Raw genomic sequence first — 21,262 nt, forward strand, 5'->3', positions numbered from 1 at the left:
TGGGAGTAATTTTTGGGGTTAAGATTGTTTACAATAAATGTTGAAATGAGTTAACAATGTTAAGTGTTTTGTAAAGGAGATATCAACTCTGAGCGATCCAGCACTTTCGGGTAACTTGGGAGGTTCACCTACAAGTTTGCTTTCCCAACTGTCGATCGGTATTTTTGTCCGCTCTGAAAAAATAGCATCATCGGCGATCGAGCTGTTGAACGGCGAACGCTATAGCTTAACGCACATCAAGTCGGTGGCGGATTTTTTGGGATTCGTCAAACACAATTATCACCTAGATTGTTTGGTTTGTGAGGTAGATGGCGATGGCGATGGGCGATCGGTTCTGAGCAAGCTGCAAGAACGATCGATATTTTTGCCTGCGGTAATTTTTTGGCCTGTAGTAGAAAATGGCGGGGTAGAAGCACAACTTTCCGAGAGTTTGGAGGCGGCGCCCAGTATCGGCGATGCAAGTCAAGAGCAAAGTTGTACTTTTTTTTATCACCCTGCGGAGGTGCAACTGTCAATCGGTAGATTGAACACCATAGGTGAAAGTATCGATCAGGCGATCGCGCAGTTTCTCAAACTTTCCACTCCTGTGCCGGTGAATGACCAATCCGCAACAGTAGATGCGACAGCCCAATTGACTGCTCAAAGTTTGCTCCAGCTACAGCAGCGGCGGCTTGCGGAAAAATTACGGGAGCGATTAGGATACTTAGGCGTGTATTATAAAAGAAATTCCCAGATTTTTTTGCGAAATCTGTCGGGACCTGAAAAGCAAAAGTTTTTGGATCAACTCAAGTCAAGTTATCGCAACATCGTTTTGGATTATTTTTCTGAAGATAGTGCGGTCAACAATCAAATAGATGAATTTGTGAATTTGGCTTTTTTTGCTGATGTTCCCGTGACTCAACTTGTAGAAATTCACATGGAATTGATGGACGAATTTGCCAAACAGCTAAAATTAGAAGGGCGCAGCGAGGAAATACTGCTGGACTACCGATTGACTCTGATTGACGCCATCGCTCATCTGTGCGAGATGTACAGGCGATCGATTCCGAAATAACCCACTCAAGCTAAAAAGTAGAAGTCAAACAACAGAAATTAAGAAAAATCAGGTAGAAGGTAGAATTTAACAAACAAGAAAGCAGAAGGCATCGGGCAGGGTGATCCCCAAGCTGAAATTATTATAAAATAACAAAGAACAGCCGATTCAACACAAATAACAACTACAACTAACATTTGACAACTAATACTCACGATTGAAAAAAGGTTCATGAGTCCTCTAAAGAAAACCTACGTTCTCAAGCTGTACGTTGCGGGGAATACTCCCAACTCAGTACGAGCTTTGAAAACCCTCAAAGACATCCTCGAACAAGAATTTCAAGGAGTCTACGCCCTGAAAGTCATAGACGTTCTCAAAAATCCTCAGCTAGCAGAAGAGGACAAAATTCTAGCAACCCCAACGCTGGCGAAAATCCTGCCGCCCCCGGTGCGAAAAATTATTGGCGATTTGTCCGATCGCGAGAAAGTTCTGATAGGATTAGATTTGCTATATGAAGAACTTCGCGAAGAAGACCTCAATTCATAAGATAATCAGATGACAGTCAGTCGATTTTAGATTTTAGATTTTAGATTTTAGATTTTTTAGTCCACAGATGAATCTGGGAACTTGAATTCTAGTCAAAAATTTTGAGCTCTCCACGACTGCGATCGGAAAGCAAGTATCCGTTTTAGGGCAGGGGTAATTAATCACCCGTCAGCAGTCATTAGTTATTGAGCCAGAACCCAAACTAAAAGCTGGGTATAAAGACTCATGAGCTGGGGTTAATGAGTGACAGATCAAGAATACTGAGAGTTGACAAAAATCGACATGAATGAAATTAGTCAAACGGTGCAACCAGAAGGATTGGTAACGGCAGGCGTTGAAAAAATTCGCACGATGATCGAGGGTTTCGACGACATCAGTCACGGCGGAATGCCAGTAGGCAGAACTACCCTAGTCAGCGGCACGTCAGGAACGGGTAAAACTTTATTTGCCGTACAATTTATCTATAACGGAATCACCCATTTTGACGAACCCGGAGTGCTCGTTACTTTTGAAGAATCTCCGACAGATATTATTAAAAATGCTTGCAGTTTTGGTTGGAATCTGGCACGGTTAATCGACGAAGGTAAGCTATTTATTTTGGACGCTTCCCCCGACCCAGAAGGTCAGGATATTGTGGGAAACTTCGATCTATCTGCTTTAATTGAGCGCATTCAGTACGCCATTCGCAAATACAAAGCCAAGCGCGTTTCTATCGATTCAGTGACAGCCGTATTTCAACAGTACGAAGCTGCATCTGTGGTGCGCCGAGAAATCTTTCGCTTAGTTGCGCGCCTCAAACAAGTAGGTGCAACTACGGTTATGACTACCGAACGGGTTGAAGAATACGGCCCGGTGGCGCGGTTTGGAGTGGAAGAGTTTGTGTCGGATAATGTTGTGATTGTTCGCAACGTTTTAGAAGGCGAACGCCGCCGCCGCACCATCGAAATTTTGAAGTTGCGCGGTACAACTCACATGAAAGGTGAATATCCTTTTACCATGACCAATGATGGCATTAATATTTTCCCGTTGGGGGCGATGCGATTAACTCAAAAGTCTTCTAACGTGCGGGTTTCTTCCGGCGATAAAACTCTCGACGAGATGTGCGGCGGCGGTTTCTTTAAAGACTCGATTATTTTGGCTACCGGCGCGACGGGAACCGGCAAAACCCTATTGGTGAGCAAGTTTTTGCAGAATGCTTGTATGAACGGCAATCGGGCCCTACTTTTTGCCTACGAAGAGTCGCGGGCTCAGTTGTTCCGCAATGCCTATTCTTGGGGCATTGATTTTGAGGAAATGGAACACAAAGGACTGCTGAAACTGCTGTGTACTTACCCGGAATCTGCGGGTTTGGAAGACCATTTGCAGACGATTAAATCAGAAATTGCTGAGTTCAAACCTTCTCGAATAGCGATCGACTCGCTGTCGGCTTTAGCTAGGGGTGTCAGCAATAATGCTTTCAGGCAATTTGTGATTGGGGTAACAGGTTTTGCGAAGCAGGAAGAAATCACCGGCTTTTTCACGAATACCAGCGACCAGTTTATGGGTTCTCATTCGATTACAGACTCTCATATTTCTACGATTACTGATACGATTATCATGCTTCAGTATGTAGAGATTCGAGGCGAAATGTCGCGGGCAATTAATGTGTTTAAGATGCGCGGTTCGTGGCACGACAAAGGGATTCGAGAATACACGATTACTGAAAGAGGCCCGCAAATTAAAGATTCGTTCCGGGGTTACGAACGGGTGATCAGCGGTTCTCCTACTCGGATTTCGGTTAATGAGAAGAGTGAGTTATCGCGGATTCTCCAGGGCGTCCAAGGTCAAGACGATGATATGTGATAATCAGCAGGCTGTTGTAGGCTGTGTACTAGGCGCTGCTGTGTTCTGAAATCGCCCACACAGCCAGAAGTCCTTTACCATTAATCATTAAAAAAGATCGATCGTTGGCGATCGATCTTTTTTATTAATTTCAGTGAGCACGGAGGGATTCGAACCCCCGACCCTCAGGACCGGAACCTGATGCTCTATCCACTGAGCTACGTGCCCTCGATGTTTTTTAAGTATAACACGTCTTGCCGAAAATGGCTAGTGCGATCGAGCAAATTCGATCGACCCTCTCCAAACCGCTGCACCAATGAGGTGCAACTCACGCTGAAAGACAGAATCAAGGAGTTGTCGCAGCCAGAGACGGCAAATTTTACCTAAATCGCCAAAATAATCGACAATGGGTACAATAACAGGCATTGATACAGCAAAGATTAGGTTCATATTCGATCGGGGTTCAGCGCCTACCACTGCTAATACAGCCCGCATCAATTTCCTCTACCTAGTAAGTAATGGATGGCACTGCTGTTAAAACAAGCTCTGTAAAAACGGTTCTCGGCTAAGTTCACCAAACCTCTGAATCTGAATGATTTATAAAATTTTAGATAAATTAGCGCTGCGAACTGTTCTCATAGTTCCATTTGTACTGCAAATCGTCGGAGCAGTGGGACTTGTAGGATATCTCTCTTTTAGAAACGGACAACAAGCAGTTAATAACCTGGCGAGTCAGTTAATGAGCGAGGTGAGTTTGCGTGTCGAGCAAAATCTGGAAGTTTACCTGACAACTCCCCATCGCATCAATCAAAGCAAGCTGGATGCTGTCAAGCTGGGGTTCTTAAAGATGGAAAACTTATCAACTTGGGAGAAATATCTTTGGCGGCAAGTACAATTATATCCCTATATCAATTTTACGGCAGTTGGCAACGAGAACGGAGATTATCGCTCTGGAGAACAACTTTCTAACGGCTCCAGAACGATGAATGCGATCGAAAAATCTACCGGATTAAATTTTTATTCTTACAATACTAATAATCTGGGCGATCGCACTACAGTCGCCACCGTTGTCAAAAGCTTTGATAATCGGCAACATCCTGCATACAAAATTGCGGTAAAAGCAGGGAAACCAACTTGGAGTTCAGCTTATGTTTCCTTCCTAGAGCCGACATTAATCATCAGCGCTATTCAACCCGTATACAGCGAGAAATATCAGCTAGAAGGAGTATTGATTGCTGCTTTGCGCCTAGACTATATAGGGAAATTTCTAAACAGTTTAAAAATTGGTAAATCTGGACAAGCCTTTATTATAGATCGCCAGGGTAATTTATTAGCAACTTCCACCTCCGAAAAGCCATTTCGGACTCGTGGTAAGGAAAGACAATTGTTTAAAGTCGAGGAAAGCAGTAACCCTTTTACTCAAGCTACAGCTAATTTTTTGATTACACATTTTCAGGAATTAAGTAAACTTCAAAATTCTGAGTTATTGAACTTTAAAATAAATAACAGGCGACAATTCTTAAAAGTCCTACCGTTTCAAGATGGCAAAGGTTTAGACTGGCTGATTGTGGTAGTTGTTCCCGAAGCAGATTTCACTGAAGAAATAAATGCCAATACCCGCACCACGATTGGGCTGTGTTTTGTCGCTTTAGGAGTAGCTGTCGCGATCGGTATTCAGACTTCTCGCTGGGTGACAAATCCTATTTTGCGCTTAAATACAGCAGCTAAAAATATTGCTAAAGGTGAATGGGACACCACAGTAGAAAGCAAACGCTCTGACGAGTTGGGGGAATTAGCCAAATCCTTTAATAGCATGGCCCAACAACTGCAACAATCTTTTGAAAATTTAGAACACCGAGTGCAAGAGCGGACTGCCCAATTGGCTGTAGCCAAGGACAAGGCGGAAGTAGCGAATCAAGCTAAAAGTGCTTTTCTGGCTAATATGAGTCACGAATTGCGATCGCCTCTCAATGCAATTCTCGGCTTTTCCCAACTGATGACTCGCAGCCAAACTCTATCTCCAGAACATCAAGAAAATATTAGCATAATTAGCAGCAGCGGAGAACACCTGCTCACCCTGATTAATAACGTGCTCGATTTATCTAAAATAGAATCGGGGCGCACTACCCTCAATCCGAAAAAATTTGACCTCTATCGCCTGCTCAACGACTTGGACGATATGTTTCAACTTAAAGCAGATGACAAGCGCTTGCAGTTAGTTTTTGAGCGCAGTCCCGACGTGCCGCAATACATAGAAACTGATGAGTTAAAGTTGCGACAAATCTTAATTAATTTGCTTAATAATGCTCTTAAATTTACAGACAATGGCAGTGTTCATGTCAGAGTTAGTAAGCAATTAAATAGTCTAAATTACCAGGAAGCAGCAGAAAACAATCTGACATCGAAGCACTACCATAGTACAGAATTTTCGGCAATCAATGGTGTTAACATATCCCAGTTAACTCTGTCAGAAAATGCGAGTTATGCAACCCACAATGACGGTTTATATGCTCCCTCTTTCTTCTTTATTCATTTTGAGGTCGAAGATACAGGCCCAGGTATTGCTGCCAATGAATTAGACAATGTTTTTGAAGCTTTTGTGCAAACCAAAACAGGCCAAGATTCGCAAGAAGGTACAGGCTTGGGATTGCCAATCAGTCGCAGATTTGTGGAATTAATGGGTGGCGAAATGAGCGTCACTTCTGCTACCAAAAAGGGAAGTAATTTTAAGTTTAACATTCAAGTTATTGCGGTAGATGCGGCTGAAATTTCTTTCCCCAAACCGACGCGCCATGTGATAGCCCTGGAACCCAACCAACACCCATATCGAATTTTAATAGTAGACGATAAACCTCTCAATCGCCAACTGTTAATTAAGCTTCTCAATCCTCTGGGTTTTGAACTGAAAGAAGCTACTAACGGTCAAGAAGCTATTGATATTTGGGATAGTTGGGAGCCGCATTTAATTTGGATGGATATGAGAATGCCTGTGATGGACGGCTATGAAGCAACGCAATACATTAAAGGCACTATTAAAGGTCAAGCTACTGCTATTGTTGCGCTGACTGCGAGCGTTTTGGAGGAAGAACGGGCTGTGATTTTGTCGGCGGGCTGCGATGCTTTTATGCGGAAACCTTTCCGGGAAGCTGATATTTTTGATGCTATGCACAAACAGATCGGAGTGCGCTATATTTATGAAGATCCGGGTCAAGCTAACTCATCGGCAGTCAAAGAGCGCGATCGCCAAATAACTGCGGCTGACTTCGTTAAATTACCTGAATCGCTGGTAGCCGAGTTAAACCTGGCGATACTGAAGGTAGATATGGATTTAATTGAGAGTTCGATCGAGCAAATTAGATTAAAAGATACAGCAACAGCCAGTGCGATCGCCAATTGTATAGAAAATTTCGAGTACGACAAAGTTTTAAAGTTAATCTATCAAGCAAGCTCACATGAATAACGACCTTCCCAGTACCGAGATTGGTAATATTTTAGTAGTGGACGATACCCCAGCTAATTTGCGGCTGCTAGCTGGAATTTTGAATGGCAAGGGTTATAAAGTCCGCCCCGTACCGAGCGGCGAGTTAGCGATTTCTGCCGCCCAAGGTATGCCTCCAGATTTGATTTTGCTGGATATTATGATGCCAGAAATGAACGGCTATGAAGTTTGCGAAAAAATCAAAGCTGACGAACGCACTCGCGACATTCCGGTGATTTTTATTAGCGCGATTAATGACGTGTTAGATAAGGTCAAAGCCTTTGCAGTGGGCGGGGTTGATTATATTACCAAACCGTTTCAGGTGGAAGAGGTTTTAGTTAGGGTAAAAACCCATTTAGCAATGTGTCAGTTGCAAAAAAAGCTTCAGGAAAAAAATTATGAACTAACAGTCACTTTAGACCAACTGCAAGCAACTCAAAATCAATTAGTTCAATCGGAAAAACTGGCAGCACTAGGGCAACTGATTGCGGGCATTGCTCACGAAATTAATACGCCTCTGGGGGCCATTCGATCGTCTATTGGCAATATTACCAATTTCTTGGATAACAATATTGAAAATTTGCCAGTTTTTTTCAAAGAACTATCACCAGAACGCCAGCAGGATTTCTTGAGTTTAATGTACTGTTCTCGCCAACAAACTTACTCTTTATCTACGCGAGAAAAACGTGAATTTAAAAGAGGCTTAAAGCAGCAAATAGAATCGGAAGGGATTGGCAATGCTGACACCCTTGCTAGCATTTTAGTAAATATCGGATTGCAGGGAAATCTCAAAGAATTCTTGCCTTTGCTCCAAGACCCTGAAAGCGAAAATATTATCAAAACTGCCTACGAGTTTGCTAGCATTCACAAAAGCGCCAGAACCATCGCTACCGCAACAGAACGCGCCGCAAAAGTCGTTTTCGCCCTAAAAAATTATGCGCGTTACGATGTAAATGGAGAAAAGTTACAGGTGAATATTACCGAGGGGATTGAAACTGTATTAACTCTTTATCAGAACCAGATCAAGCACGGTGTGGAAATCGTGAGAAACTATCAAGATCAATTACCTGCGGTACTGTGTTATCCTGATGAACTCAATCAAGTTTGGACAAATTTAATTCACAATGCTTTACAAGCGATGGACAATCAAGGAAATTTAACAATTGACGCCCAGCAGCAAGATACGAGCGTGGTAGTAAAAATTACCGACAGCGGTAAAGGTATTCAACCGGATATTTTGCCAAAAATTTTCGAGCCGTTTTTTACTACGAAACCAGCAGGAGAAGGCAGCGGGTTAGGATTGGATATTGTCAGAAAAATTGTGGAAAAACATCACGGTCAAATTGATGTGGAGTCGGTGCCGGGTAAAACTGCCTTTACAGTATGTTTGCCGATTAATTTGATTTAGCTGGTAAAGTACCCCAGACTAAAGTCTAGTCGGGGGCTAAAACTTTGCAGTCTCTAGCCGCGGAATGTAAAATTTGGAAAAGGGTGTGCTGCTGATTGAGCTAGCCCTAGGAGACTAAAGGAGGAAACTAGCCATGTCTAAACCAGCAATTTTGTGTGTTGACGATGAAGTAGCGGTGTTGGAAAGTCTGGAAATTGAACTGCAACAAGCCTTTCACGGTAAATATCTTTGCGAATTTGCTGAAAGTGCTGCTGAAGCACTGGAAATTATTGAAGAGTTCTGTGAAGATGAGGTTGACATTCTAGTGATTGTTTCTGATTGGTTGATGCCCGGGATGAAAGGAGATGAGTTGCTGATTGTAATTCATAAAAAATATCCGCAAATTGTGACAGTGATGCTGACGGGTCAAGCAGACAAGGAAGCCATCAAACGGACGAAAATGCACGCTAATCTTCATGCTTTTATACAAAAGCCTTGGCAAAATAAAGAATTAATTGAAGCAATCAAGTCTGGTCTAGCAAAGTTATGAAAAAACCCGTCATTATTTGTGTCGATGATGAGCAGATTATACTCGATAGTCTGGAAATTGACTTACTAAAAGCCTTTGAAGATAAATATTTAATTGAAACTGCCCAAAGCGGCGAGGAAGCTTTAGAGTTGCTGTCTGAACTTTTAGCAGAACAGTATGAAGTTCCTTTGGTTATTTCCGATCATATTATGCCAAATATGAAAGGAGATGAACTTTTGAGAAGCGTTCATGCTATATCGCCTAAATCTCTCAAAATTATGCTGACTGGTCAGGCTGATTTAGAGGCGGTAGCCAATGCTATTAACTATGCTAAATTGTACCGATACATACCTAAGCCTTGGCAACCTGAGGATTTAAAATTAACTGTTACTGAGGCCATATACAGATATTTTCAAGACAAACAGTTAGCTGAAAAACAAATTGAGCTTCAGGAGATGAATCAGGAGTTAGCAAAATTAAGTCGCAAGCAGGCGATGCTGATTGCCAAACTTCACGAGAACGAAAGTCGGCTGACGCAATACCTGGAAGCTATGCCGTTGGGTGTGTGCGTGCTTGATGCGAATGGTCAATCTTTTTATGCAAATCAAAAGGCACGGGAGGTATTTGGGAAAGGCAATGTGCCACATATTAATTCGGAGCAGAAAGCAGCAATTTATCAATTCTATAAAGCGGGAACTAATGAGAGATGCCCTGTGGAAGAATTGCCAATTATGCAGGCGCTCCGGGGCGAAAGTGTGCGGACTGAGGGTGTAGAAATTCGGACTGGTAATAAGGTGATTCCGGTGGAGAGTTGGGCGACTCCTATTTATGATTCTCTCGGGGATATTTCCTACGGGATTATTGCTTTTACTGATATTACGGAACGCAAGCAAGCTGAAGCAGCTCTGATGCAAGCTGAGGAGAAGTATCGCCGGATATTTGAAAATGCTCTTGAAGGTATTTTTCAGACTAAACCTGACGGCACGTTAATTAGTGCTAATCCGGCTCTGGCTCAAATCTACGGCTATGATTCTCCTGAAGAATTGATGGCTAGTGTTAACGATATGGATCGGCAATTATACGTGCAACCACACCGCCGTCAAGAGTTTTTCGCGCTGATGAAAAAGTACGGTACTGTGTCTGAGTTTGAGTCGGAAGTTTACCGCCGAGATGGCAGTATTATCTGGATTTCTGAGGATGCGCGTGCTGTTTGCGATGCTAGGGGTGAGCTGCTTTACTATCAGGGTTTTGCTGAGGATATTACTTTGCGCAGACTGGTAGATGTGGAACGGCTGAAGTTTACGAATGATTTGGAAAAAGCTTTGGTTGCTGAAGAAAAGTTAAATGAAGCGCTGTTGGAAAGCGAAAATCGCTTGACTCAATTGCTGGAAGCGGTGCCTGTGGGTATATTTGTAGTAGATAGTATGGCGAAACCTTTCTACATTAATTCTTGGGCCGAGAAAATACTTGGCAAAGGGTTAGTTTCTGAGGTTGTTTCTAACGATTTGCCGGAAATTTATCAAACTTACTACGCTGGGACTAATGAGCTTTATCCGGGGGAAATGCAACCGATCGCGCGGGCGCTGCGGGGAGAAGTGGTGCACGCTGATGATGCGGAAATTCACCGCCCGGAAAGGATTGTGCCGATCGAGGTTTGGGCGACTCCCATCTACGACGAACGGAAAAATATTGTTTACGCGATCGCCGCTTTTCAAGACATCACAAAGCGTCTAGAGCTAGAAAACGACCGCCGCCTATTCACAAACGAGCTGGAAAAAGCTTTAGTGGCGGAAGAAAAATTAACTGATGCTTACGGGCGGTTTGTGCCGCATGAATTTCTGCACTTTCTGGGATATGAAAGTATTCTGGAGGTAAAATTAGGCGATCAGGTACAGAAAGAAATGTCGGTGCTATTTTCAGATATTCGCGATTTTACGGCTCTTTCTGAAACTATGACTCCGGCACAAAATTTTCAATTTATTAATTCTTATTTGTCGCGGATGGAACCGGCAATTACTGAGAATTTTGGGTTTATTGATAAATACATTGGCGATGCGATTATGGCGCTGTTTAACGGCAGTGCGGACGATGCTGTGAAAGCGGGAATTGCGATGCTAGAACAGCTTAACGACTATAATATTAGTCGCACTAAACCCGATCGCCCGCCGCTGCAAATTGGCATTGGCATCAATACGGGTTCTTTGATGTTAGGCACCGTTGGTGGCCAAAGTCGCATGGATAGTACGGTGATTAGCGACTCGGTAAATTTAGCCTCTCGGGTGGAAAATTTGACGAAAGAGTATGGAGTTTCGATGTTAATTACTCACCATACTTTTATACAGTTGAACGATGTTTATGATTTTAGGTTGATCGATCGCGTCACAGTTAAAGGCAAATCGCGGATGGTAACGGTTTATGAAGTATTTGCAGCCGATCCGCCCGAGTTGCGACAAAAAAAGTTAGAGACTAAGACAATGTTTGAGCAAGCTTTGGTATTCTACAATAGTGACAGGCTTGTCGAAGCTACAAGATTGTTTTCGACGTGCCTGCAAATCAACCCTGGGGATAAGGTAGCTCAAATTTATATGCAGCGGTGCGTGAAACGGGCGATCGCTCCTACATAAGGAAGGAAGAAGGAAGAAGGAAGAAGGAAGAAGGAAGAAGGAAGAAGGAAGAAGAAGGCTTTAGTTCAATACGGTTCACTTAAGACAGAGCCCCCCTTAAAAAGGGGGGGAAAGAAGCGATATTGCGTCCCCCTTAAGAAGGGGGATGCTGCAAGGGATCTATGGGCAATAAACAGTGTTAACTGAACTGTATTGGGCTTTAGTTATCGTCGCGAGAGAAGGAAGAAGCAATCGATCGCATGGAGAAAGTGCAATGCGAGAAAGTCCTAAACATCGGGCGCGGTTGCTATATTATTTACACTGGCAAGGAAACGGAAACTATTGTTTCTTGCTGTGGCAAACTTTCTATTTTAAATTGTCCTCCGTGCAATTCTGCTAGGCGTTGAACTATGGCTAAGCCCAATCCCAAACCTGCTTGTTGGTACAGTTTGCGATCGAACTGTCTGTAAGCTTCTAGTTGGGCAATTTGATCGGGAGTCATGCCGCGGCCTTGGTCTTTGACAGATAGAATAAAAGTCTGATTTTCCACCAAACTGCTTAATAAAACTGGTGTTCCTTCTGAAGAAAATTTGAAGGCATTGTCGAGCAGTTCCTCAACAATTTTTGCGAGTCTTATAGAATCAATAGCGACGGATGAATCGTGCAAATTTAATTGTAAATCGTCTGTTCTATTCACGTGTTTAGCTTGCTGCATAGCTTTTTGAGTTATCAAAGATTTTACGCAGCTAAATTCGCTGCTACGCATCTCCAGCAACAGTTCGGGATTTGTAGCTGCTATCTCCAGTTCTGCATACAGTAAAAAGTTCTGAATCAGTCGGTACAAGCGATGACCGGAAGTGTTAATTTGACCGATCATTTCTAAAATTTCTGCTTCCTCAAATAGCTTATATTCTGACATGATTAGCTCAGAGAAACCCAGAATTGCGTTCAACGGCGTCCGCAATTCGTGGGGGATCGACATACTAATGTTGGTCCGCAATTCGTCGAGAGTTTTTTGAGAATGTTTGCTAATAGTTTTCTGTTTTTCAAGGCGAATAGCAATTGCTTTTAGGAGTTCTTGCGGCGTACAAGGTTTAGTAATGTAGTCGTCTGCGCCCATTTCCATGCCCGCGCGAATGTCACTTTTATCGGCTTTGGCTGTGAGGAAAATAAACGGAATTGTGGCGGTTAGGGGTTCGGAGCGCAAAGCTGTAAGGACGCCGTGACCGTCAATTTCCGGCATCATCATGTCGCACAAAATTAAATCGGGGATTTGTGCGATCGCCAGTTTGATGCCTGCTGTGCCGTTAATTGCTCCAATTCCTTGAAAATCCTCGGCTTCCAGCAACTCTAAAATGTTTTCTCTAATCGCTTCTTCGTCTTCAATTACCAAAATTTTTACCACGGTTATTGCTCCTTTTCGCTAGTAGTTGTTGAAACCAACTGCATTCATACAGTTAATTAATTTTGATAAATGTGTTTGTTTATGGGATTAATTGAGCGTTATTCTGCGAGTGCGTCTCGTTAATATTTTAGTTGTTAACTCCGGTCTTCAAATTGTATGTTTTAATATTGTTTTATGTTTCTCATGCTCTACCCTATGGCTTACTCTTCTCTCATTTTCAACATAACAGACATCTGGATCGCGCTGCTGCGGCTTATGGGTTGGGATCGCAAATTAAAGGCAAAGTAATAGTGAAAGTGGTGCCGTGTCCTTCTTGGGTGTCGATCGCCATTTTGCCGCTGTGCAGTTCCACAGCCCTTTTCACAATGGCTAAACCGAGACCTGTTCCCGAAATAGTACCGACATTTGTTGCTCGGTAAAAAGTTTCTAAGATGCGTTCTAAATCGGCTTGGGGAATCCCGATTCCCTGGTCTTGAACTTGGAACACAGCTTCTTGGTTTTGACAGGTGAGATGCAGGCAAACTGAACTGCCAGCGGGGGAATATTTGATGGCATTTGACAGGACGTTTCCCAAGATTTGCCGCAGCAGTTTTTCATCCATTTGAGCCTCGCAGTTGTTGCCTTCATTTATAAAGGCGATCGGGTGTTGATTGCTGTCGTTGAGCTGCTGTTCTTCTACCAGTTGACGGCAAAATTTTTCGAGGTTTAAGGAAACCGGTTGAAACGGCAAGGTATTTGCTTCTATTTTACCAATTACCAGGATATCTTCTAGTAACTCTGTCATGCGTTTGATGGCTAATTGAATCCGCACAAAATGAGTATTTTTTTTATCCTCCGCCCACTTAGAACTGTAATCTTGTAGCAATCCAGCGGAAAATTGGATGGTTGTCAAGGGGGTGCGGAACTCGTGGGAAACCATTGTGACAAATTTAGCTCGCAGTTCTGAAAGCTCCTTTTCTCGTGCTAGGGCTTTGAGGGTTTCGGCTTCTGCACGTTTGCGATCGCTAATGTCGCGGGCTTCAGCAATCAGCAGCAAAACTTGTCCTGTTTCATTTTTAACAGGTTTGAGTGAAAAATCAACTGTCACAATTTGGCCGCTTTTGCCTAACAAGTCGATTTCGCTGCGGAAAAACTCGCCGCGGCTGGCTTTGGCGATCGCCAACTGCAATTGTTCGTAAAAATTTCGGGACTGAGGCCAAATCGCCATTTGCCAAATCGGGCGGCCGACAATATCCTCAGATCGCAAGCCGGAAAAATCGAGGGCTGTCTCGTTTACTTCCAGCACTACTCCTTCGGGAGTCAGCAGCTTGGTGAGTTGAAACGAAGAGTCAAAAATCGCCCGAAAGCGCCGCTCGCTTTCCCGCAGCATTTGAAATGTTTGGGATCGTTCGATCGCGTAGCGGATCGTCCGCACTAATAGTTGAGTAGTAATTTGACCTTTAACGATGTAATCTTGAGCTCCCAAGCGAACTGATTCCAGGGCGATCGCCTCATCGTCCAAGCCGGTCATTACCACCATTGCTGTATCGGGAGCAACTTCTCGCAGGCGAGTTAGCGTTTCCAAACCGCGGCTGTCTGGTAAAGAAAGGTCGAGCAAAACTACATCAAAGGGTTGTTTTGACAGTTGGGCGATCGCCTCGTGCAAGAACTCAACCAACACCAGTTCCCACTGGACTCCAACAGATACTTCTAACAGTTCTGCAAGCAAATCAGCATCCGCAGGATTGTCTTCTACTAACAGAATCTTAATCCACATAGCTCTGAAGTTTTTGACTGTAACATTTTCATGGCGTACCAATCTCAGATTAAACTTTTGTGCTTGACCAAACCCAATTTAACTTGAAAATTATTATTTTGGAACTGTCGCGACCGCTAGCCACGAATCCTCAATCCATTTTACCAATCTAGATACTTGACTAAAATCGGCAGGTTTAGTAGGATAGCACCGAGCTGACAGCGCACAAGACTGGACAATCTCTCGATCGTCGGCTGCTGAAGCGATCGTCATTACTACCGGAATCATTTTCAACTCGGGATCTGAGTTAATTTCGGCTAAGACTTCCAAACCGATTTTTTTGGGCAAATTCAAGTCAAGCAGAATCAAACAGGGACTGGGTACGCCAGCAGACAAACCTTCTTGCTTCAAAAAATTGATTGCTGACACCGCATTTTCCACCACGTACAACTTATTGAAAAAATTGCTTTGGGCCTGATTTTCTAAAGCCAAGTCACCATGGCTGGGCGAATCTTTCACCAGCAGAATGTCAAGATGTTTAGCAATTTTTATATCGAGCATAAGCTAAGTATATGTTGTTTAAATTACAGGAAGTTTGACGACGGCGAGCCAAAATTCCTCAATTAACCTGACTACTTTAGTAAATTGTACGAAGTCTACAGGCTTGGTTATGTAACAGTTGGCGTGGAGTGAATAGGACTTGAGAATATCTTCGGGAGCTGCTGAAGTGCTGAGAACTACTACAGGAATTAATTTTAACTTGTGGTCGGTTTTTATTTCTTCTAGCACTTCTACGCCGCTTTTTTTGGGCAGATTCAAATCTAGCAAAATTAAATCGGGACGCGGTACGTCCAGATAGGGTTCTTTTTTCCGCAAAAACTTGATTGCTTCGACTCCATCCTCCACAAAATGCAAGTTATTCAATATTTTACCTTGACCGAGGGCTTCTATTGCCAAATCGGCATCGCTGGGAGAATCCTCAATCAGTAGAATCTCTATGGGTTTAACAGTGTGTCGATCGCTCATCAGCGGTATCCTTTTGATTACAGGAAAAAATTAACTTCGAGGCTTTAGGTACTAATTATAGGAATAGTAAAGTAAAAAGTCGCTCCTTTTCCTTCCTGAGATTCTACCCAGATGCGGCCGCCGTGGCGTTCCACAATGCGCTTGCACATCGCCAAACCTATACCAGTACCGGAATATTCGCGACGGGAGTGCAGGCGTTGAAAAATGATAAAAATGCGATCGGCATACTCCGGATCGATTCCAATGCCGTTATCGCTGACGCTAAAGAGCCATTCGCTCTCTTGCCGGCCCGCAGTGATATGTATCAACGGGATATCTTGGCGGCAAAATTTAATGCCGTTGGCGAGCAGATTTTGAAATAATTGCACCAGTTGAGATTCATCAGCCATCACTGTAGGCATCTCGTCGTAGGTAATGACAGCTTTGGTTTCGGCGATCGCAATTTGTAAATTGCATAGAGTTTGCTTGATCGCAGCCTTGCACTGCGCCTGCTCAAATTCTTTACCTCGGGTTCCCAGGCGCGAATAGGCCAACAAATCGTTAATTAACTGCTGCATTCTGGTAGCGCCATCGACAATATAATTAATATATTTATCGGCGCGATCGTCCAAATTTGCCTGATAGCGCTGTGCCAGCAATTGAGTATAACTGGTAACGGCTCGCAGCGGTTCTTGCAAATCGTGGGAAGCCACATAGGCAAATTGTTCTAATTCCTCATTTGAACGCTTCAAATCTTCTGTAAGTTGCAGCATTTGCTCCTCTGCTTCTTTGCGGCCTGTAATATTGTAAACTAAGGCGCAACAAGAAACCATATTTCCCCGAGCGTCCAATACTGGACTGGTAGAAATATAAGTCCAAACATCCTTTCCATCCTTGCTTTTTAGTTTAAATTCCTGTTGTTGGGCCAGAGTCCAGCGCCGATCTACACCATCCTGATATTGCTGTTTTTCCTCAGAGTCCGTAAAATCTAAAAGCGGTCGCCCGAACATTTCTAATTCATCATAGCCAAGCATTCGCGCCATGGCATGGTTCACGTAAGTCGTGAGAGCTCTACTATCAATTACCCAAATACCTTCTTCTGCTAATTCGACTATTTGCTTGTACTTAAATTCGCTTTCCATCAAAGCTGTTTCAGTTAGTTTGCGCTCGGTTATATCTTTCATAAAACAGTGGTGGCCGTTAAATATTCCTTGGGTGTCGCAAGCTTTTACCATCATTATGTGCTTGTAAAAAAACGAGCCATTTTTCCGCACACCTCTAGCTTCTACTTCTACTTTGCCAGAAATCAGCATTTCTTGATAAGCAGCTATCAGCATTTCAACATCATCCGGATGTACGGTGAGCGGCCACTCCATGCCCACCATTTCTTCTGGTTCGTAACCGCAGGTATGAGCGTAAGCTCGGTTAGCATTGATGTAGCGTCCGTCAATATCCAGTCGCGAAATACCTTCTACCGCGTTTTGCAGGGCATTGGTGAGGTCGCACAGCTCTTTTTCAGCTTGTTTGCGATCGCTAATATCCTGAGCAATCCCCAAAAAACCGTTAATATTTCCGCTGTTGTCAAATAACGCAGTCACAGACAGCATTACCGGAAATCGTGAACCATCTTTGCGAATGTAAGTCCATTCATTTTCATCAGCTATTCCCCGGCACGGCAAGGCAACAAAAACCTCAAATCCTGGATCTATTTTTACTTCCAATTGTTGAGAAAGAATTTGTGCTCTCTTACCGACCTCCACAGGATCGTGAATGATTTGTGGCGTGACTTTTCCTACCACTTCTTCAGGGGAATAGCCTAAAAGTTGCTGTGCTGCCCGATTGAATGTTTTAATTTTACCGTCGGGTTCTGTAGAAATAATTGTGTAGTTAGCGCTATTAAGAATTGCATTTTGCAGTTGCGTCAACTCCAGCAAAGTGATCGCAATTTTTTCTCGCGATGCTATTTCTTTTTGCAATTTATAGTTATAAATTTCGATTTGAGCGGTGCGATCGGCAACTCGACGCTCCAGAGTTTCATTGAGCAGTCGATTTTCCTCTTCTACCTGCTTGCGTTCTGTAATATCAGTAATAGTACCAACATAACTTTTCACCTCCCCATTTTCTCCGATTTGACCGACAGCTTGAGCGAATACCCAAGATATTTGAGTGCGATCGATGCCTTGAAAGCGGTACTCTGATTTAAACGGCAATTTCTCATCAACAGCGCTGTACCATTGGGCAAAAACCCGCTGGCGGTCGTCTCGATGAATGCCTTGGAACCACCCTTGACCCACAGCTTCGTCGCTAGCCATTCCCGAAATTTGACACCAGCGCTCGTTGACATACAAGCAGTCTCCTACAGCGTCTGCATAAAATATTCCCACCGGCGAAGCTTCAGTTAAAGTTTGATAGCGAGCTTCTGTTTCTCGGCGTTCGATGATTTCTTGTTGCAATATGCGATCGATCATCCCTAATTGAGTTGGACTCAGGATAGTTAATGCTTGGGGAACTAAAGGAATTAATGCAAAAGCCGTGTAAGCAGAAATCGCGGCGGTAATTATTTTAAGACAGCCAGAAACCCAATAAACCGGATGCCAAAGCGTCCAAACTTCCATGACATGAGTAGTGCCGGAGGAGATAATAAAAGCTGCAAACAGCCAAAAAATGTTGCGAAATGGCAAGTCTTTTCGCTGACTGATAAAATAAATTAGTGATAGCGGTATTGAATAGTATGCGAGGGCAATTATCGAGTCTGACACTATGTGGAGCGCCACCAGTTCTCGCTGCCAAAGGTAACAGTGGCCGTGCGGGATATACCCAGTGAATAACAGGTTATTTAACAAATTCCAAATCATATAGAAATGGGAATGGGGAATGGGAATTGGGAATTGGGAATTGGGAATTGGTAATTGGTAATTGGTAATTGGTAATTGGGAATTGGGATTCGGGGAATTTAACCCAATAACTTATAACTTATCTCAAATTTCTGAAATATACAGAATACCGGGCGAATGTAATTCGCACGCCACATAAACGAAACCCGCCTCCGCGGGTTGCAGAAATATACAAGACCTCTTGCAAAAATAGCTAGGAACGGGCTCTTCGGCCCGTTCCAAAAATTGAGCAAAAAGACTTTTGCAAGAGATCTACAGAAGACCGGGCGAATGGAATTCGCATCTACGCAAGCGCAACACGCCTGTGCGGGTTGAAGATTCGCCCGTGGTTGAGATTCCCGGCGAATGGAATTCGCGTCTACACAAACGAAACCCGCCTCCGCGGGTTGCAGAAATATACAGAAGACCCGGCGAATGGAATTCGCGCCTACTTTCTTTTCCTATAAAAAAAGGGGCGAGCCCGAAGCCCGCCCCGCCAAAAATTATGCTGCTGCTATTGATTAACCCAACAGCGCCTGAGCTTTAGCTACGACATTATCAACGGTGTAGCCAAACTTTTCTAAAGCAACCGGGCCTGGTGCAGAAGCGCCGAATCTGTCGATGCTGATGCTGTCACCTTCGGAACCTAAGTAACGTCCCCAGCCGAAGCTAACAGCGGCTTCCACAGCCAACCGCTTGGTAACAGCTTTGGGGAGTACAGATTCGCGGTAAGCGGCATCTTGCAAGTCGAACAATTCCCAGCAAGGCATTGAAACGACGCGGACTTTATTGCCTGCGGCGCGCAATTTTTCAGCGGCATCAACGCAGAGGTATGTTTCGCCACCGGTGCCGATTAAAATGATGTCTGGTGTGCCGCCGTCGTCGGACAAAATGTAAGCGCCTTTGGCTGTTCCTTCGATCGAGCTTCCGGCCAAATTTGGCAAGTTTTGACGGGACAAAGCCATTAAAGTCGGGCGTTTGCGGCTTTCAATTGCGACTTTGTAAGCGCCGGATGTTTCGTTACCATCGGCTGGGCGCATTACCAACAAATCGGGGATTACGCGCAGGGAAGCGATGGTTTCGACTGGTTGGTGAGTGGGGCCGTCTTCGCCTAAGGCTACGGAGTCGTGAGTCATGACATAGATGACTCCGGCTTCGGAGAGTGCGGAGAGGCGAATTGCACCGCGCATATAGTCGGCAAAGACTAAGAAAGTTGCACAGTAAGGAATTAAACCGCCGTGCAATACCATACCATTGGCGATCGCGCCCATGCCATGTTCCCGCACGCCAAACCGGAGGTTGCGTCCTTCGTATTGACCTTTTTGGAAATCTTTTTCACCCTTGAGCAAAGTCATGTTAGAAGATGCCAAGTCAGCAGAACCACCGATTAATTCAGGTAGAACAGCAGCCAAAGCATTCAAACATTTGCCAGAATGATTCCGGCTGGAATCTGCCTTATCTTCCGGCTTGTATGTTGGCAAAACTTTATCCCAACCTTCGGGAAGTTTGCCTGCTACTGCGCGATCGTATTCTGCTGCTTCAGCAGGATATGCTGCTTTATAAGCTGCAAAAGCTGTTTCCCATTCTTGCTCAGCCGCAGCGCCACGTTCTACTGCTTTGCGGAAGTGTGCCAAAGCATCACTAGGAATTTCAAAGGGTGCGTGTTCCCACTTCAAGAAATCGCGAGTTGCTTTGACTTCATCGGTACCCAAAGCAGCACCGTGAGAGCTGTAGGAATTGCGCTTGTTAGGAGAACCAAAACCAATGATGGTGCGGACTTTAATCATGGACGGTTTGTCCGTGACTTTTTTGGCTTCTTCAATAGCTTTGTGAACTGCTTCTAGGTTAGTATCATCGTCTAGAGCGGTATTGTCTACTGTAATAACGTGCCAGTTATAAGCTTCAAAACGCTTGCCGACATCTTCAGTAAAGGCCAAGCTGGTGTCGCCTTCAATAGAAATGTGATTGTCATCGTACAGGGCGATTAATTTGCCGAGTCCGAGGTGTCCGGCCAAGGAAGCAGCTTCGCCGGAAATGCCTTCCATGTGGCAGCCGTCACCCATGATGACATAGGTGTAGTGGTCAACAATGGTGTGGTCGGGCTTGTTAAATTTGGCAGCGAGGTGAGCTTCTGCCATTGCCAAACCGACGGCGTTAGCAATCCCTTGTCCGAGGGGGCCGGTGGTAACTTCTATGCCTTCGGTGATGAAGTTTTCTGGGTGTCCGGGGGTTTTGGATTCCCACTGACGAAATTGCTTGATGTCGTCGAGGGTGACGCTATCGTAGCCGGTCAAGTGCATGAGGGCGTACTGTAGCATACAGCCGTGGCCGGCGGAGAGGACGAAGCGATCGCGATTGAACCACTTAGGGTTTTTGGGGTTGAACCGCATAAACCGATCCCACAGCACGAAGGCCATAGGAGCAGCGCCCATCGGCAGTCCCGGGTGTCCTGATTTTGCTTTTTCTACCGCATCGATGGCGAGAAAGCGGATAGAGTTGATGCAGAGTTCTTCGAGTGATTGAGTTGCAACAGCCATAATTCTGGTTTTTATATGTAAGAGAGAGTGTGTGGTCGATTCTGGCAGAGGTGCGATGAGTCGAGTTCGATCGCCCGCGTCTCTGCTGTTGTATTGTGGAACTGCCGTGAGGCTGCACTACATATCATCTCACCACTTGCGATCGACAGACAACTTAATTTTTTAAGGTTTCGGTCGCTTTGGCAGTTGGCAGTTGGCAGTGGACAGTTGACAGTTGACAGTTGACAGTTGACAGTTGACAGTTGACAGTTGACAGTTGACAGTTGGCAGTTGACAGTGGACAGTTGACAGTGGACAGTTGGTAGTCGTT

General features: G+C 44.3%; 15 protein-coding genes and 1 tRNA gene. 8 read left to right on the forward strand and 8 right to left on the reverse strand.

Annotated elements, in window-relative coordinates; translation table 11 throughout:
• The first annotated feature begins 136 nt into the window (after nucleotides 1-136).
• From QZW47_RS00115 to kaiC, 3 genes are all read left to right on the forward strand, one after another.
• A complete protein-coding gene (locus tag QZW47_RS00115; protein WP_293121845.1) occupies nucleotides 137-1,054 on the forward strand; it encodes a circadian clock protein KaiA in 918 nt (305 codons plus the stop codon).
• Between the two features lie 210 nt (nucleotides 1,055-1,264).
• Nucleotides 1,265-1,579 (forward strand): circadian clock protein KaiB, encoded by a 315-nt coding sequence (gene kaiB / locus QZW47_RS00120; RefSeq protein ID WP_006632119.1) that lies wholly within the window; start codon nucleotides 1,265-1,267, stop codon nucleotides 1,577-1,579.
• Between the two features lie 282 nt (nucleotides 1,580-1,861).
• Entirely contained in the window at nucleotides 1,862-3,421 is a 1,560-nt protein-coding gene (kaiC, locus tag QZW47_RS00125; RefSeq protein WP_293121863.1) for a circadian clock protein KaiC, read from the forward strand.
• Nucleotides 3,422-3,555: 134 nt separating this feature from the next.
• Here kaiC and QZW47_RS00130 read toward each other — a convergent pair.
• Nucleotides 3,556-3,628: transfer RNA gene (locus tag QZW47_RS00130), tRNA-Arg, on the reverse strand.
• A 39-nt stretch (nucleotides 3,629-3,667) separates the two neighbouring features.
• Entirely contained in the window at nucleotides 3,668-3,895 is a 228-nt protein-coding gene (locus QZW47_RS00135; protein ID WP_293121866.1) for a hypothetical protein, read from the reverse strand.
• A 97-nt stretch (nucleotides 3,896-3,992) separates the two neighbouring features.
• Here QZW47_RS00135 and QZW47_RS00140 point away from each other — a divergent pair, with 97 nt between their 5' ends.
• The 4 genes from QZW47_RS00140 to QZW47_RS00155 all read left to right on the forward strand — a co-directional run bounded on the left by QZW47_RS00140 (nucleotide 3,993) and on the right by QZW47_RS00155 (nucleotide 11,418).
• Nucleotides 3,993-6,860 carry an ATP-binding protein gene (locus tag QZW47_RS00140; protein ID WP_293121869.1) on the forward strand — a complete coding sequence of 956 codons (2,868 nt, stop codon included), beginning with the start codon at nucleotides 3,993-3,995 and terminating at the stop codon, nucleotides 6,858-6,860.
• Nucleotides 6,853-8,286, forward strand: coding sequence for a response regulator (locus QZW47_RS00145; RefSeq protein ID WP_293121872.1), 1,434 nt, complete (start codon nucleotides 6,853-6,855; stop codon nucleotides 8,284-8,286). The genes QZW47_RS00140 and QZW47_RS00145 overlap by 8 nt, the downstream gene beginning before the upstream one ends.
• 133 nt (nucleotides 8,287-8,419) lie before the next feature.
• Complete coding sequence (locus QZW47_RS00150) at nucleotides 8,420-8,815, forward strand: response regulator (RefSeq protein ID WP_293121875.1); 396 nt, start codon at nucleotides 8,420-8,422, stop codon at nucleotides 8,813-8,815.
• The gene (locus QZW47_RS00155) at nucleotides 8,812-11,418 is read left to right on the forward strand and encodes a PAS domain S-box protein (RefSeq protein WP_293121878.1); all 2,607 of its coding nucleotides are present in this window, start codon (nucleotides 8,812-8,814) and stop codon (nucleotides 11,416-11,418) included. The genes QZW47_RS00150 and QZW47_RS00155 overlap by 4 nt, the downstream gene beginning before the upstream one ends.
• A 295-nt stretch (nucleotides 11,419-11,713) precedes the next feature.
• On the opposite strand, the gene QZW47_RS00160 is transcribed toward QZW47_RS00155, so the two are convergent.
• From QZW47_RS00160 to tkt, 6 genes are all read right to left on the reverse strand, one after another.
• Entirely contained in the window at nucleotides 11,714-12,802 is a 1,089-nt protein-coding gene (locus QZW47_RS00160; RefSeq protein ID WP_293121881.1) for a response regulator, read from the reverse strand.
• Between the two features lie 253 nt (nucleotides 12,803-13,055).
• Complete coding sequence (locus QZW47_RS00165) at nucleotides 13,056-14,558, reverse strand: ATP-binding protein (protein WP_293121884.1); 1,503 nt, start codon at nucleotides 14,556-14,558, stop codon at nucleotides 13,056-13,058.
• A 93-nt stretch (nucleotides 14,559-14,651) separates the two neighbouring features.
• Nucleotides 14,652-15,098 carry a response regulator gene (locus QZW47_RS00170; RefSeq protein WP_293121887.1) on the reverse strand — a complete coding sequence of 149 codons (447 nt, stop codon included), beginning with the start codon at nucleotides 15,096-15,098 and terminating at the stop codon, nucleotides 14,652-14,654.
• 18 nt (nucleotides 15,099-15,116) lie between these two features.
• Nucleotides 15,117-15,563 (reverse strand): response regulator, encoded by a 447-nt coding sequence (locus QZW47_RS00175; RefSeq protein ID WP_293121890.1) that lies wholly within the window; start codon nucleotides 15,561-15,563, stop codon nucleotides 15,117-15,119.
• A gap of 44 nt (nucleotides 15,564-15,607) precedes the next feature.
• Nucleotides 15,608-18,301 (reverse strand): PAS domain S-box protein, encoded by a 2,694-nt coding sequence (locus QZW47_RS00180; RefSeq protein WP_293121893.1) that lies wholly within the window; start codon nucleotides 18,299-18,301, stop codon nucleotides 15,608-15,610.
• 635 nt (nucleotides 18,302-18,936) lie between these two features.
• Nucleotides 18,937-20,952, reverse strand: a complete 2,016-nt coding sequence (tkt, locus tag QZW47_RS00185; protein WP_293121896.1) for a transketolase — start codon at nucleotides 20,950-20,952, stop codon at nucleotides 18,937-18,939.
• A gap of 31 nt (nucleotides 20,953-20,983) precedes the next feature.
• Between tkt and QZW47_RS00190 the strand changes: the two genes are divergently transcribed.
• Entirely contained in the window at nucleotides 20,984-21,118 is a 135-nt protein-coding gene (locus QZW47_RS00190; protein WP_293121899.1) for a hypothetical protein, read from the forward strand.
• Nucleotides 21,119-21,262 lie beyond the last annotated feature (144 nt).

It is taken from the genome of Microcoleus sp. bin38.metabat.b11b12b14.051, from assembly GCF_013299165.1.
Classification (GTDB): domain Bacteria; phylum Cyanobacteriota; class Cyanobacteriia; order Cyanobacteriales; family Microcoleaceae; genus Microcoleus.